Source organism: Sporanaerobium hydrogeniformans (assembly GCF_002735925.1).
GTDB classification, from domain to species: Bacteria; Bacillota; Clostridia; order Lachnospirales; family Cellulosilyticaceae; genus Sporanaerobium; species Sporanaerobium hydrogeniformans.
In genome coordinates, this window is record NZ_PEDL01000011.1 from 80,563 (window position 1) to 95,678 (window position 15,116).

Annotated in this window: 14 protein-coding genes and 1 riboswitch; of the genes, 4 read left to right on the forward strand and 10 right to left on the reverse strand. The window is 34.1% G+C overall.

Annotation, left to right across the window (positions count from 1 at the left end; genetic code table 11):
* The first annotated feature begins 400 nt into the window (after window positions 1-400).
* On the forward strand, window positions 401-2,629 hold the full coding sequence (gene pflB, locus CS063_RS10970; RefSeq protein WP_099449739.1) for a formate C-acetyltransferase: 2,229 nt from the start codon (window positions 401-403) through the stop codon (window positions 2,627-2,629).
* Between the two features lie 87 nt (window positions 2,630-2,716).
* Window positions 2,717-3,442, forward strand: a complete 726-nt coding sequence (pflA, locus tag CS063_RS10975) for a pyruvate formate-lyase-activating protein (protein ID WP_099449740.1) — start codon at window positions 2,717-2,719, stop codon at window positions 3,440-3,442.
* An 87-nt stretch (window positions 3,443-3,529) separates the two neighbouring features.
* Here the strand turns inward: pflA and CS063_RS10980 are convergent, their stop codons facing one another.
* From CS063_RS10980 to CS063_RS10990, 3 genes are all read right to left on the reverse strand, one after another.
* Window positions 3,530-4,180 carry a helix-turn-helix domain-containing protein gene (locus CS063_RS10980; RefSeq protein WP_180270763.1) on the reverse strand — a complete coding sequence of 217 codons (651 nt, stop codon included), beginning with the start codon at window positions 4,178-4,180 and terminating at the stop codon, window positions 3,530-3,532.
* Window positions 4,181-4,452: 272 nt separating this feature from the next.
* Entirely contained in the window at window positions 4,453-6,102 is a 1,650-nt protein-coding gene (locus CS063_RS10985; RefSeq protein ID WP_099449742.1) for a carbon starvation CstA family protein, read from the reverse strand.
* Between the two features lie 22 nt (window positions 6,103-6,124).
* A complete protein-coding gene (locus CS063_RS10990; RefSeq protein ID WP_099449743.1) occupies window positions 6,125-6,634 on the reverse strand; it encodes a hypothetical protein in 510 nt (169 codons plus the stop codon).
* A gap of 321 nt (window positions 6,635-6,955) precedes the next feature.
* Between CS063_RS10990 and CS063_RS10995 the strand changes: the two genes are divergently transcribed.
* Complete coding sequence (locus CS063_RS10995) at window positions 6,956-7,438, forward strand: RNA polymerase sigma factor (protein WP_099449744.1); 483 nt, start codon at window positions 6,956-6,958, stop codon at window positions 7,436-7,438.
* On the forward strand, window positions 7,428-8,006 hold the full coding sequence (locus tag CS063_RS11000) for a hypothetical protein (RefSeq protein WP_099449745.1): 579 nt from the start codon (window positions 7,428-7,430) through the stop codon (window positions 8,004-8,006). The genes CS063_RS10995 and CS063_RS11000 overlap by 11 nt, the downstream gene beginning before the upstream one ends.
* A gap of 162 nt (window positions 8,007-8,168) precedes the next feature.
* On the opposite strand, the gene CS063_RS11005 is transcribed toward CS063_RS11000, so the two are convergent.
* The 7 genes from CS063_RS11005 to CS063_RS11035 form a co-directional block, all read right to left on the reverse strand.
* Window positions 8,169-9,020, reverse strand: a complete 852-nt coding sequence (locus CS063_RS11005) for an ATP-binding cassette domain-containing protein (protein ID WP_099449746.1) — start codon at window positions 9,018-9,020, stop codon at window positions 8,169-8,171.
* Between the two features lie 9 nt (window positions 9,021-9,029).
* Entirely contained in the window at window positions 9,030-9,863 is an 834-nt protein-coding gene (gene cbiQ / locus CS063_RS11010; protein WP_099449747.1) for a cobalt ECF transporter T component CbiQ, read from the reverse strand.
* On the reverse strand, window positions 9,811-10,116 hold the full coding sequence (locus CS063_RS11015; protein ID WP_099449748.1) for an energy-coupling factor ABC transporter substrate-binding protein: 306 nt from the start codon (window positions 10,114-10,116) through the stop codon (window positions 9,811-9,813). Before CS063_RS11015 ends, cbiQ begins: the two co-directional genes overlap by 53 nt.
* Complete coding sequence (locus tag CS063_RS11020; RefSeq protein ID WP_099449773.1) at window positions 10,110-10,868, reverse strand: energy-coupling factor ABC transporter permease; 759 nt, start codon at window positions 10,866-10,868, stop codon at window positions 10,110-10,112. The genes CS063_RS11015 and CS063_RS11020 overlap by 7 nt, the downstream gene beginning before the upstream one ends.
* A gap of 153 nt (window positions 10,869-11,021) precedes the next feature.
* A riboswitch (cobalamin riboswitch) is annotated at window positions 11,022-11,200 on the reverse strand.
* An 80-nt stretch (window positions 11,201-11,280) separates the two neighbouring features.
* Complete coding sequence (locus CS063_RS11025; protein ID WP_099449749.1) at window positions 11,281-11,964, reverse strand: SanA/YdcF family protein; 684 nt, start codon at window positions 11,962-11,964, stop codon at window positions 11,281-11,283.
* A gap of 126 nt (window positions 11,965-12,090) precedes the next feature.
* Window positions 12,091-14,316 (reverse strand): sensor histidine kinase, encoded by a 2,226-nt coding sequence (locus tag CS063_RS11030; RefSeq protein ID WP_099449750.1) that lies wholly within the window; start codon window positions 14,314-14,316, stop codon window positions 12,091-12,093.
* Window positions 14,300-14,989: a response regulator transcription factor gene (locus CS063_RS11035; protein WP_334293221.1), complete on the reverse strand. Its 690-nt coding sequence runs from the start codon at window positions 14,987-14,989 to the stop codon at window positions 14,300-14,302. Before CS063_RS11035 ends, CS063_RS11030 begins: the two co-directional genes overlap by 17 nt.
* Between the last annotated feature and the right edge of the window lie 127 nt (window positions 14,990-15,116).

Here is a 15,116-nt window from a genome sequence, read left to right on the forward strand (position 1 = left end):
ATATTTGTAATTATTATGATACTCTCTTCCTCGTTCTATTACGTTCACTCACTCCTTAAGTAGCAAGCTTAAAATTTTTTTGTACCCAAACAGCTACTATGTGTTATCTATATTATATGGATTCATTTAATAAATTATATTATTTTACCTACTTTATATAATAGATTTTTGATATATTAAAAATTACTTACTTTTTGATAGGGTTTTTGCACAAAAATACACCAAAAATTGATATATTTTTAATATTTTTTCTTTGTTAAAAAAATATCAAAAACTATTGACGTGTATACAGTATACATTGTATAATGTAAATGTACTTTAACCAAAGTATTCTGTCTTATTATTTTGTATATAACTATATGTTATAGATATTATTTAACACAACAAGGAGATGATATTCATGTTTGAGCAATGGAATGGTTTTGTACAAGGTGAATGGTCAAGAGAAGTTAATGTAAGAGATTTTATTCAAAAAAACTATACACCTTATGAAGGTGATGACTCTTTCCTAGCTGGTGCTACTGAAAGAACTTTAAAATTATGGGCTGAAGCTTTAGAATTAATGAAAAAAGAACGTGAAAAAGGAATCTTAGATGTTGAAACTAAAATCCCATCTACTATTACTTCTCATGGTCCTGGTTACCTAGACAAAGATTTAGAACAAATTGTTGGTTTTCAATCTGATGCTCCTTTAAAAAGAAATATTATGCCAAATGGTGGAATACGTACTGTTAAAAGTGCACTTGAAGCTTATGGCTATGAGTTAGATCCTCAGACTCTTGAAACTTTCTCAAAATATCGTAAAACACACAATGATGGTGTATTTGCAGCTTATACAGCAGATATGAGAAAAGTACGTCACTCAGGTGTTATTACTGGACTACCTGATGCTTATGGCCGTGGTCGTATTATTGGTGACTACCGTCGTGTTGCTTTATATGGAGTTGATTTCTTAATTAAAGACAAAATGGCTCAAAAAGATTCTCTTGAAGTAGGTATTATGTCTGAAGATGTTATTCGTCTTCGTGAAGAAATTACAGAACAAATTACTTCTTTAAAAGAACTTAAAGCGATGGCTATGAGTTATGGCATCGACATCTCAAATCCAGCTCAAACTGCTAAAGAAGCTATTCAAGCTGTATACTTTGGCTACCTTGGTGCTGTTAAAGAACAAGATGGTGCTGCCATGTCTCTTGGACGTACTTCTACCTTCCTTGATATTTATATCGAAAGAGATCTTAAAGCAGGTATTATCACTGAAGAAGAAGCTCAAGAATTAATGGATCACTTCGTCATGAAACTTCGTATGGTACGTTTCCTTCGTACACCAGCATATAATGAATTATTCTCAGGAGACCCAACATGGGTAACAGAATCTATAGGTGGTATGGGCATCGATGGTCGTCCACTTGTTACTAAAACAAGCTTCCGTTTCCTTCATACTTTAACAACTCTAGGTCCTGCTCCAGAACCAAACTTAACAGTACTTTGGTCTACTCGTCTTCCACAAGGCTTTAAAAACTACTGTTCTAAAATGTCTATCCAAACAAGCTCTATCCAATATGAAAATGATGATTTAATGAGAGGTTATTGGGGAGATGATTACGGTATTGCATGTTGTGTATCTGCTATGAGAATTGGTAAACAAATGCAATTCTTTGGTGCACGTGCTAACCTTGCTAAAACATTATTATATGCTATCAATGGTGGTGTGGATGAAAAATATAATGAACAAATTTCTCCAAAATTTGCTCCTATCACCTCTGAATATCTGGACTTTGATGAAGTATGGGAAAAATTTGATCAAATGATGGATTGGGTTGCTAGTGTTTATGTAAATGCACTAAATGTAATTCATTATATGCATGATAAATACTGCTATGAAAAATTAGAAATGGCACTTCATGATAAAGAAATTCTTCGTACCTTTGCAACAGGTATCGCTGGACTTTCTGTAGTTGCTGACTCACTTTCAGCTATTAAATATGCTAAAGTTAAAACCATTAGAAACGAGGCTGGTCTTGTAACTGATTATGAAATCGAAGGTGAATACCCAGCTTATGGTAACAATATTGAAGAAGCAGACGAACTTGCTATTAAAGTTGTTGAAACCTTCATGGCTAAAATTAGAAAATACCCAACTTATAGAAACTCTTACCCAACCATGTCCGTTCTTACTATCACTTCTAATGTTGTTTATGGTAAGAAAACAGGTAATACCCCAGATGGACGTAAAGCTGGTCAACCTTTTGCACCAGGTGCTAACCCAATGCATGGACGTGATACAAAAGGCGCTGTTGCTTCTTTGGCATCCGTTGCAAAACTTCCTTATCAAGATTCTCAAGATGGTATCTCTAATACATTCTCTATCATTCCAGGTTCACTTGGTAAAACATTAGACGAACGTGTAACTAACCTTATTGGTTTATTAGATGGTTACTTTGCTCAAAATGCTCACCATTTAAATGTAAACGTATTTGATCGTGAAACATTACTTGATGCAATGGATCATCCTGAAAAATACCCACAACTTACTGTACGTGTATCTGGATATGCTGTTAACTTTATCCGTTTGACAAGAGAACAACAATTAGATATCATTAATAGAACCTTCCACGAAAGAGTTTAATTAAAAATATTGAAATAATTAGTCAATAAAGAGGATTCTTGGAGTCCTCTTTATTACTCAAAGTACATTAAAATCAGGAGGTATGACATGAAAGGCAAAATACATTCAATTGAAACTTGTGGAACAGTAGATGGACCTGGTATCCGTTATATTGTTTTTACTCAAGGCTGTCCTCTTAGATGCAAATATTGCCATAATCCTGATACTTGGAAAATGCAAGATGGGCAAGATGCAGACACAGAGGATTTAATCCAAGACATTGTAAAATATAAATCCTTTATGCAGTTTTCAAAAGGTGGTGTCACCATTAGTGGCGGCGAACCCTTCTTACAACCTGAATTTATTAAAGATTTACTAGAGAAATGTAAAGCTAATAATCTGCATACTGCAATAGATACTTCAGGTTTTGTAAGTATTGAAAAGGCTGATCCTGTTTTAGATTTTGTAGATCTTGTTCTCCTTGATATTAAATGCTATAATCCTGAGTCTTTCAAGACACTCACAGGTGTGCCACTTGAACCTACATTACAATTCGCCCAGCATCTTGCCAAACGTAATATCCCTATTTGGCTACGTTATGTATTGGTGCCAGGACTTACAGACGTCCAAGAAGACATTGAGCAGTTAGCTAAATTTTTAGCCACATTTCCTAATATAGAGCGTTTGGATATTCTTCCTTTCCATAAGATGGGGGAATATAAATGGGAACAATTAGGTTATACTTATGAACTTACTGATACACTAGAACCTACTCAAGTTGAAGTAAATAAAGCACGTGAAATTTTCCTAAAATATAACCTTCCTGTTCACTAACTCTCCTTGTATATTTATAAAACAAAAAGGCTGATAGAGAATCCCCTAATAACTTCCCTATCAGCCTTTTTAATTTATAAAATTGTTTTATACCTGTGTAGACTGTGCTTTCTCTTTAAAAAGGCGATTCCAAAAAGAACTCTTTACTTTAGGTTGTTCAGTAAAGTTCTCTGCCATTTCTTTTCTCATTCTTTGCACTTCACGCATGGTTTCATCTAACTTCTTATAGTACTCTGCATCCTTTTCCTTTTGTCTTGCTTCTAAAGCTTCTAATTTTTCATCTACCACATTTTCTACCTTTTGCTCTATTTCTTTATGTATTTCATTTTGTGTCAACTCCTTATACTCTATTAAAGCCTCTTTAAACATATCCTTCATCATTAAAGAAAACTGCTTGACTTGCTCACCTGTCACATCCTCTAACATAGTTGTATCTGTTTTCTTTACACTATTAACGGGTGTAAGTTGTACACTGGTAAGTTGACTATACGTTTCTTTTGTTTCTTCGTCTATGCCTTCATGAACAATATTTTCAATCGCTTTTAACTGCAAACCTTGTTCACGCATCTCTTGAACCTGTTTAAATAGCTCTACATCTTCCATCGTATAAATCCGATGTCCCTTTGTATTACGTTTAATATCAAGATTTAACTCTTTCTCATAAAATCTAAGCACATATGGTTCTGTATCTAGCATCTCTGCCACATCTTTTACTGTTAAAAAATCATCTTTTAACATATTTTCTCCCCACCTCATCATTCGTACTATTTGAGACAATTATACCATATTTTTACATTATTTCAATTAATTTATTATATTATTAATAATAATCATATTATGCTATCAACTTAGAACAAAACCTTGATAATACGATACTTCTTTTTATAAATAAAAAAGGAATGATGCAACTCTTAACTAACTTGTTTTGCATCATTCCTTTTTTATTTTTTATTTTTTGCTTTTTTCCTTACTTACAACCTTTAACTCCTCTTCTAAAAAAGTAATAGTCTTTATTCAGTAACTTGTTCTACACTTTCTATTCCTTTTTCTTTTTTAAACAGTTTAGAAATACCTTCTATAACAATAAGAATGGCAAGCACAAATAAAATAACAGCAATTATGGCTAATAAATAATTAGGCTTTTCTGCTAAAATATTATTCTTAACAACTAAGATAAGGGCTACTATTGTCACACAGAACATAAACACCATAGGAATAACTGTCATTAATGTTTGTTTATTAGATTTTGCAAGCCATGCAGTAATGGCAAGAAGAGCTAGAGACCCTAATAACTGGTTAGACGCACCAAAGATTGGCCAAATATTTTTATAGCCAAAGCCTAAAAGTATGCTAGCAAGAGCTACGGTAATCACTGTGGCTACTACGCTATTCCCAAAGAACTTTCTTACCCTCTCATTCGAATCTTCAAAAATCTCTTGGAACAAATAACGTCCAATACGCGTTGCTGTATCTAGACTTGTTAAGGCAAAAGCAGAAAAAGATAAAGTCACAAATACGACCCCTACATTCACTGGAAGACCAAATTGATTCATAAATTGTGCGAGTCCTGCTGCAAAAATAGCTGCTGGTGCACCTAACTCACTGGCATTAGAAATATATCCAAAGGTAATGAGTGCAATAACAGCTACAATACCTTCAATGAGCATGGAACCATAACCAATAAGCTGGGCATCCTTTTCATTTTTGATTTGTTTAGCTGTTGTCCCTGAGCTTACTAAAGAGTGAAAACCAGAAATAGCACCACAAGCTACTGTTACAAATAAAAATGGAAATAAGGTTTGTCCCCCAACAGTAAAACCATTATAAGCACTCGTTACAAGATGAGGTCTATAAAGGATAACACCAATAACCCCCCCTGCTAACATCGCATAAAGGAGGAAAGAGCAAAGATAATCTCTAGGCTGTAATAAAATCCATACTGGTAAAATAGAAGCTGCTGCAATATAAATAATTAAAATAACATTCCACATACCCTTAGATAATTTAAGAATTGGGAAATAATAACCTATTAAAATACATAAGAAAAGTAAAGTGACACCTGCAACAGTAGCAATACTGATAGGTACATTTTTACGGTAGACTGCTACTCCAAAAAAGACTGCTAAAAAAATAAATAAAATAGATGCTGTACCTGATTGTGCTCCTGTAAGTTTATCTGCTTGCGTAGCATCAAAAGCAAATGTTGTTGCACAAATATCTGTAAAGGCTGCCACTACTAAGATAAGCGTAGCATAAGCAAAGATATTAAAAAGTATTTTCCCTCTTTTACCAATATTGATTTTAATTATTTCCCCAATACTTTTTCCATCATGCCTAATAGAGGCAAAGAGTGCCCCAAAGTCATGTACACCACCGATAAAAATAGAACCTATAATAATCCACAAATAAACAGGTAACCACCCAAATACAGCGGCTAATATAGGACCCGTAATAGGACCTGCTCCTGCTATAGATGAAAAATGGTGACCTACTAACACTTTAGCATCAGTGGGTACATAATCTACATTATCAAATTTAGTCTTTGCCGGTGTTTCCCTATTGACATCAATCCCCCATTTTTTTACAAGCCATCCCCCATATACTATGTAGGCTACTCCAAAAATAACAACAGCTAGCACAAGAAGTAATAAAGAATTCATAAACTTTCCCCCTATAATTAGTTTATTTATAAAAAGATGTAGGTAGATACATCCTTTTAACCCTTTTACCTGCCCTATTGGTTAAAAATTCTTGATTATCTAATGTAATAACAATGAGACGAATTTCGCAAAACCCTTTTAAGTAATAAGTGTAGATTTTCTCATATTTAAACCTTTTTACTAATTTTTTATCCAGTGACGCCCCCAAGGTGCTTCCTACCATTATTCCATTAATATATGTACTTTTATGAAATGCATGTGGTTTTACTAATTCTGAAGGAAGCTCTTTTAAATAATCTAAAAATTGATTGACTTCTTCTTGTCCAATTTCTTCATAGGTTTTAATCAAAATATGTTCATTGGTTTCAAACTTGTCAATGATATCTTTGGGACTTAAGAGAGTTCTGCCTAGCATTAAACTACAACTCCCATACAAATCTAGCATTTCTTTTCCTATTTGTTTCTCTCTTTCTATTGTACAATAATAGGCTAACTTCTCTGAAATGTTTTCTAGATATCTCTCTTTTTGCATCCCCATCATCCTCTTCTTAAGACTATCTATTATCTATATTAGTATTAATTTATATAATTTTCAATATATTATATAAATTTATTATTTTACTGTATTAGACATTAGTGTTGCCATTGTTTAAAACTCTCTATTTCTGGTATAATTTAACTATTATACTTATTTAGGAGAAGAAATGATGAAACGTACAGCAGAAATTAAAGAAGCAATCCAATTATTATCCCAGCAACAGCTTTTTTTAAGTATTTTTATTTTTTGTGTAACCTCTTGCTATTCGTATTTGTACTATTAGTGAAAGGCTTTTCAAATGTAAAGGAGGATTTTATGAGAGAATCAGTAGACGTGCTGATTGAGAAGTACAAGAACAACTTGTTTGTAATTGCATTCAATATTTGTAAAAATATGCAAGACTCAGAAGATGTGGTTCAAGATACTTTCATTCAATACATATCATTAAAAAAGGATTTTGAAACAGAGCAACACATCCGTGCATGGCTTATACGAGTAGCAATTAATAAAGCTAAAAATAAGAATATGACTTTTTTCAGACGAAACATAGTTCCTTTAGAAGAGTATATGGAGACATTAACTTTTGAATCTCACGAGTCCTCTGAATTGTTTGAAACGGTAATGAAGCTACCAGAAAAATTTCGTATTGTAATCCATCTATTTTATTATGAAGACTACTCTGTAAAAGAAATTTCCGATATTCTAAGAATATCGGAAAGTAATGTAAAAGTTCGACTGTCACGTGGAAGGATGTTACTTAAAAATACATTGAAGGAGGTATGGGAAGATGACAAATAAAGAAAAATACAAACAAGCATTTTCTACAATGCATATCTCTGATGAATTTTCTGTGGAGGTAAAAAAAATGATAACTACTAATAAAAAACCAAAATTAAATCGATTGGTTGCAAGTATTGCTGCCTTTGTATTGATTGTAGGCAGTGCCACTATGGCATACGCTACTGATTTTTGCGGAATTCAGCGTACTTTACAGCTCTGGATACATGGAGAGCAAACAAATGCAACTATTCAATTTGACGGAAATGGAAATTATGATCTGAACTATATCGATGATGAGGGGAACAGTAAACATCAAGGTGGTGGCGGTGTGGCATTTGATGTTTTTGGCAACGAACGTCCCTTGACGGAAGAAGAACTCATGGAACAAATGGCAGCTCCTGATGTTGTCTATGAAGAAGATGGTTCTGTTTGGGTGTATTGGTTCAATCAAAAGATTGATATTACAGATAAATTTGAAAACAATATCTGCTATGTTAAACTAGAAAATGGAGATAAAACTTTGTATATGACTGTTAGATATGAAAATGGCTATTCCACCTCACCCCATAAATATATAATACCTTAATCCACAACTAATCTTATAGCAAGTCAAATGAGTATAATACAAAGTTGTCGATAAGCTAAATTTTTAATCAAATAGTTATTTTATATAGTAATAGGACTTCCTAGATCATTAGGAAGTCCTATTACTATATTTGAGTATTAACACATTTGTCTAACACAGCCATTATTTTATATGATTTATCATTTCACAAATGGCTCGTCTAGCCTGTGAAATAGTCGTAGCTCCCTCTTTTATAGAAAGCTTATCTTTATTCCTTAGTATTTCCAAAAGATGGGCAATACGCGGCAAACGTAAATGTACTTTTCTAAGCTCTTGTGGCTTACTAAATACTTCTTCTGGACTTCCTTCTAATTGAATAGTCCCTTTCTCTAGAACATAAACATATTGACAATAAAGGGGAACTAGGTCGATATCATGTGTAGCAATGATAACTGATATGTTTAGTTCTTTTTGCAGCTCTTCGATAAGCCCCATGATCTCACTAATCCCTTCTGGATCTAAACCCGCTGTAGGTTCATCCAATATAAGCACCTCTGGTTCCATAGCTATTACACCTGCTAAGGCTACTCGCTTCTTTTGCCCATAACTTAAACTATGTGTAGGTCTTTGACTAATAGCACTAATTCCTGTTCTTTCTAATGCTCTTTCTATCCGTTCTCTTGCTATCTTTTCCTCTATTCCAAGATTAACCACCCCAAAAGATACATCTTCATAAACACTTGCAGAAAAAAGTTGACTGTCTGGGTCTTGAAAAACAATCCCTACCTTTTGCCTGAGTTTATGCAAATCTTTATTCTTATAGGAATAGGCCTCTCCTTTATAACACACTTCCCCTTCTTTAGGCTTTAAAATGCCATTGAGATGGAGAAAAAGTGTGGATTTACCTGCCCCGTTGCCCCCCAATAAAGCAATCACCTTTCCCTTTGGAATATGTAACTCTATGTTTTGGAGAGCTGGTGTCCCATCCGGATAATCAAAGCTCACATTTTTGACTTCTATAAGCATTTCTTCCATCTTATGCTCCTATCTTATTAATAAATTTTCCAAAATAGCTACTCCTATTAAAATAACTTCTATGGCAACTAACTTTATTAAGCTAAGTCGTTCATACTGTTCATTACTTAATACTCTAAGCGTTCCATTGTATCCTCTTGCCTCTAAAGCTGTATATACCTTATCATTCATTTTAAGAGCACGATAAAGCAAGGTAGAAAGAAGCTGTCCCATGGAACGCAGCCCTGTTTTTAAATCCTTATACCCTAATCTAGAAGCTTGTGCCAGTTGAGTCGTGAGTGCCATATCCATTAAAATAAAAATAAAGCGATAAATCAGCTGCATCATTTCTATAAGAAGCTGTGGAAGCTTTGCTTTTTGAAGGACATGAAGGATATCATTTAAAGGCGTTGATAGACATAAAAAATACAATACATTCACACATGCTATGGCTTTAAGAAAAAGTTGGCTTCCCTTTATTAAGCCTTCCTTTGAAATACCTATTATGATCGTTTGAAGCTGTAGTGCCAACAGAAGCCCTTCACGACTTGCCGCTCGTTCTACCATGAGTGTCAATACGCTTATGCATAAAAATCCAAGGGGAAGCCCTAGAAGCTTTAAATAAAGCTTCATAGGCATTCCCCCCTTTAGAATACTTATGTACATAGTTAAGACACTCACACTTATAAAAAGCAAAAAACTCTTGGTCATTAATGTTGTAAGAAGGAGCATACTAGCAAAAATTACCTTTTGCTCAGGATAAAACCTTCTAAGGCGAGAGTGGTAAGCATAGTAATCAAGTTCTCTCATCTTAGGAAACCTTCTTCTCTTTTTGACTTCGTCCTTTAAGATAGCCAAAGCCATAAGCTACTACAGCAGCTCCTCCTGCTGCTTGTAGTGCAAAAAGTAAACTTTCAATCTCCCCACTAGCAGGTTCTATAAATGGCTCGAACCAAGGCTCATACTCTGCATTTATTTCAGTTATAGCTACTTCAGCCTCACCATCTGCTCCACCAAATTCTGCATCCTTTACAATAAATAAGGGAAGTATACTTATTAAAACAACTAATAAAATAAGTCCTGCATTTATCCAAAATGTTTTTTTCTCTTTTAACATATTTTTCCCTCCTTAGATAACCTGCCAAGATTAATAAGACCTTGTTCGCTATATTTTTTCAAACTATTTACCACAACCACAGTAAGAAGTCCTTCACTTATAGCAAGTGGTAATTGGGTTAAGGCAAAAATACCTAAAAATTTTATAAGTGATGCCTCTACACCTCCCACTTCTGCTGGGAAAGCTAGTGAGAGCTGAATAGATGTCGTTACATAAGTTAAAAGATCGCCTAACATAGCTCCCATAAAAACAGCTAACCATTGAGGTGCTTTAAGTTTTCTACATAATTTATAAATGCCATAAGCAGCTATAGGCCCTACAATCGCCATGGAAAAAACATTAGCTCCTAGTGTTGTAATTCCTCCATGAGCTAGTAAAAGAGCTTGGAACAAGAGAACAATGGCACCTATTACAGCCATTACCATGGGGCCAAATAAAATAGCTCCTAAGCCTACCCCAGTTGCATGGGAACAACTTCCTGTTACAGAAGGTACTTTTAATGCAGAAAGTACAAAAGCAAAAGCACCCACCATCGCTAAAATTAATTTACTTTTCTTATCTTCATTTATAATTTTTTTCATAGATAAAAGACCTGCTATAAAAAAAGGGATACATATAACGCTCCAGGACAAGCTCCATAATGGTGGTAAAAATCCCTCCATAATATGCATTCCATAGCTACTTGTAGCAATACCTGACATCACACAAAATACTGATAAAATTTGAAGATTTTTATTTACTTTATTTTTCATCCTCTTCTTCCTTTCTGTCTTAGCATCAATGAACTCACTTATTTTGTGCATTAAAAAGCCCTTAACTTTTAATGAGTTAAGGGCTTTATACATTGCTAAAATACGCATCTTGTATAATTTTCATTTACAATACCCCCTATCTCTCGTAGAGTTTTAGTATTCTTTGAATAGGTAGGTCTTCTGACTCAAGTCTCATCATCTTTTTTGCCTTCCCAGTTACCCAGTGGCATCCTAAAAAAGACTCCTCTTTTACAGCGGCGGGACCGTGTGGGATTTACACCCAGCTTCTCTTTTAATTGATTAAAAATCAAACCCATTCTTTTATGCTAATAAGCAGTTGCTCATTAGTTTCATTATCCTATTATATTTAGTATAGCATAGCTTTATGCAGAGCACCAACTAAATTTTTAGACTAGTCTTTATCTTGGCTTAACCTACCATCTCCAGTAACTGGAATAGCTTCCCCTAAATAAGTAGGCTTTGTTTTTATAAAATTAACAAGCATAAAATCTTTCGTTCGTGCCAGGCATTCTCTTAATTTATAGCGTGACATCCCTGGATAGGGATAAGGCTCAGCGGCTACGCCAACGGCTTCGATACCTAATTTTTGTGCCATATAGAGTGCACGTGGTAAATGATATTCTTGTGTCACAATGACCATATTATGCACCTTGAAAATCTCACATGCCCTATAAATACTTTCATAAGTACTAAAACCTGCATGATCTAAAAATATATCCTGCTTGGCGATACCTTTTTGTTCCATAAATCGTCTCATACTATTCACTTCATCATACTCTTTTTGACCATGATCTCCAGTAAGTAGAACCTTTGGAATATTGGTATTTTCGTAAACTTCATAAGCCTTTTCCAGTCGGTCTGTTAGCATACTACTAGGTTCACCATTAGGACGCACATAAGCTCCTAATACCATGATACAATCTGCATCCTCAACTTCACTAATCGTTACAATACGCTCTTTGCTCATATATAAAATCCACGCATTTGTCCCAAGTATCGTTATAGCACAAGCAATACCAAGCCCTAAAAAATAGCCAAAGAGCCTTTTTGCCCAACATAATAAAAATTTTTTCATTCTCTCTCCCCTCTATAAATGTAGCTTCATTTCTTTTGCAAGAACCCCTCTTTTTATTATGTTATCTTATTTTATCCTAAAATTCAATATTGGAATTATATTGCCTGCTTTTATAAAACCTTCACTTTATACACTAATCGGAAAACTTAAGATGACTTTAAATAAATCGCCATCAATAAAAATTTCTAAGGTACCACCTTGAATAGCTGTCAAACTCTGTGCAATAGCTAAGCCCAATCCTGAACCTTCTGTACTTCTTGCTGCATCCCCTCTAGTAAAGCGACCAAAAAGCTCCTCTGGTAAAATATTAAGATAATCTCTAGATGTATTCTTTAAAATAAACTGAGCTTGCTCTCCTTTATTAAGCACATCTATGTAAACCCGTGTATGTGGCATTGCATATTTATTAACATTTGAAAGAAGATTTTCAATAATGCGCCAAAGATGTCTTCCATCAGCTTCAATATATGCCTCTTGTAATTGATGAATGATTACCTCTAAATTATTTCTTGCTAAGCGATCACTATATTCTCCTACAGCCTGTTCTACTAATTGATGAAACTGAATTTTTTCTGGTTCTGCCTTTATATTGCCAGACATTGCCTTTGAGGCTTCCACTAAATCCTCTACCAGTTGCTTCAACCGATTACTTCGCTCATCCAAAACCTCTATATATTCTTTTGCTACCTTGTTTTCTATTTTTTCTTCTTTTAATAGATCAATATAACTTATAATAGAGGTAAGTGGCGTTTTAAGGTCATGGGATACATTCGTAATCAGCTCTGTTTTGAGACGTTCATTTTTAATACTCTCTTCTTTTGCCCGTTCTAAACCATCACCTATATGACCTAAACAATAGCTCAGCTCTTTTAAGGCAGGTAAGCTTAAAGAAAGTTTAAATTGAGTTTTTAACTCTCCCTTTTCTATTTTTTTTGCCACACCCATTGCCTTACTAAAATCTACTGCACTCTTTATAATAATACTTGTTATAAAGATTTCTATAAGAATAAGCAAAACACTATTTATGTATACAAGCTTGTTATCCGTTAAATTTATATAGCTAAAGCTTTCTTTAAATAAAGTATATACCAGTATCCCTTTTATCCCTAATATGCCAATACCTACTAGCACAGTTAATTTAACATAGTTCTTTTCCGAATGCAGGTAACTGGATATCTTTTGTTGCCACTTTTTTAAAGCTCCTTTTATTTCTTTTACTCTAAACTGTTTAACTACTATTTTATTTTTACTCCACTCCCATAGTTTATAAATATAGATTGCTTCATACCATCCAGGCCTTTTTATAGCTTTTTTAAACAGAGAAAGTATCATTAGACCTATTCCTGCTCCCAGGGCACTTATACCCAATAAACTTATATTCTCTACTTCATAACCTTTCTCTAACTCAGCAGGTAGCCAACTTCCCTCCCAATAGTTAATCTGTTTCCAACTAAAATAAAGATATAGTACTCCACTCAAACTCACGAGTGCCACTAGACCTACTCTATCTATAGGTAAAATCCATTCTCTTATTTTACTTCCTGCTTCTTGCGTTTCAAGCTCCTTATTTGATGGTCCTTGAAGCTTCTTTCTCCACATTAAACATATGCCTATACCAACTAATTGAAGAAAAGCAGTCACTCCCCATTTATAATAAAGATTGATTTTAGCATTTCTTTCATCGTAAAAGCTTTTAGCCTTATAAAAGTCATCTTTACTTTGAAGAGGTTGCTTTAACCCTATATAGAGTCTATAATTTTCTGCTAGTTCACCTTCCTCTAAGGACTTTTGCAAATTTCCCCAACTTAGTTTTTGCCTTTTACCATTTTGCTCTAAAATATATTGTCCATTCCCTATAATATAAGCCTTCTTTGATTTAAAGTATTCCGTCACCTGAGCTTCTTTTAAAAGGTTACCTTCTTGCAAATTACTGATAATCCTTCCCTCAGCCTCGTTAATAACCCAGTATTCTAGGTTAGTTACTTCTCCTTCAAGCTTACTTATCTTTTCTATCAACTGTTCAAAGCTTTGCTTTTTAGCTTCTAATATATCTTTTATAGCTGTCTCTTGCTTTACTTTGAAGGTTTGCTTGCTATAATAAGCATCTATTTCTTTTTGGCTTACCTTCTCTTCATCAAAGCCCCCTTGCTTATCGCTTGATACGAGTATACGCTGCATAAAGGTTCCTATATTTAAAAGCTCTTCTTTGCAAATGGGACTATTATAGTAACTTTGAGGTAACATACCATATTCCATAAAGCCTAAGGTACAGTTTATCAATGTAAAAATAACTGATGATACAAGACAAAAAAGAATTATAAGATATAACTTGCTTTTAATATTTCTCCACAATATAACCACTCCCCCATACTACCTTTATGTATTTTGGTTCCTTTGGATTGATTTCAATTTTTTCTCTTAATCTTCTAATATGTACAGCCACTGTATTTTCTGGTGAATAAGCTGTCTCCTGCCATACCTGTTCGTATATTTGATGAATGGATAAAACTTGTCCACTGTTCCTAAGTAAGTAAACAAGTATTTTATACTCCGTTGGGGTGAGCTTAATTGGTTCTCCATCTACTGTTACTTTATTGTTGCGTGTATCTACCCATAATCCCCCATTTATTAATACCTCTTCATCCTGCTTAAAGCTTCCTAACGTCGTGTAACGTCTTAGTTGAGATTTAACCCTTGCCAAAAGTTCAAGGGTATTAAAAGGTTTTGTTATGTAGTCATCTGCTCCAAAATTAAGACCTGCTATTTTATCTGTTTCCTCACTTTTAGCAGATAAAATAATAATAGGAATGTTTCTCTCCTGCCTTATTCGTAATGTTGTTGAAAGCCCATCTAGCTTTGGCATCATGACATCAAGAAGTATTAGATGCACTTCTTGTTTTTCCAATAGTTCTAGGGCCTGTTCCCCATTATATGCCTTCAAAACATGATAGCCAGCTTTTTGAAGGTGCATTGCTAAAGAGCTCACAATCAACTCATCATCGTCGCATACTAATAGTGTATAAATCATATGACATCTCCCCATTCCTCTTTCTCTCTTTAATATTATACATCATTTTTTCTCTTTCTCCCTTATTTTAATTACTAAATCTTACAGATAACTTCATGAATTTCTTACGGTTTCTTAAGAATAA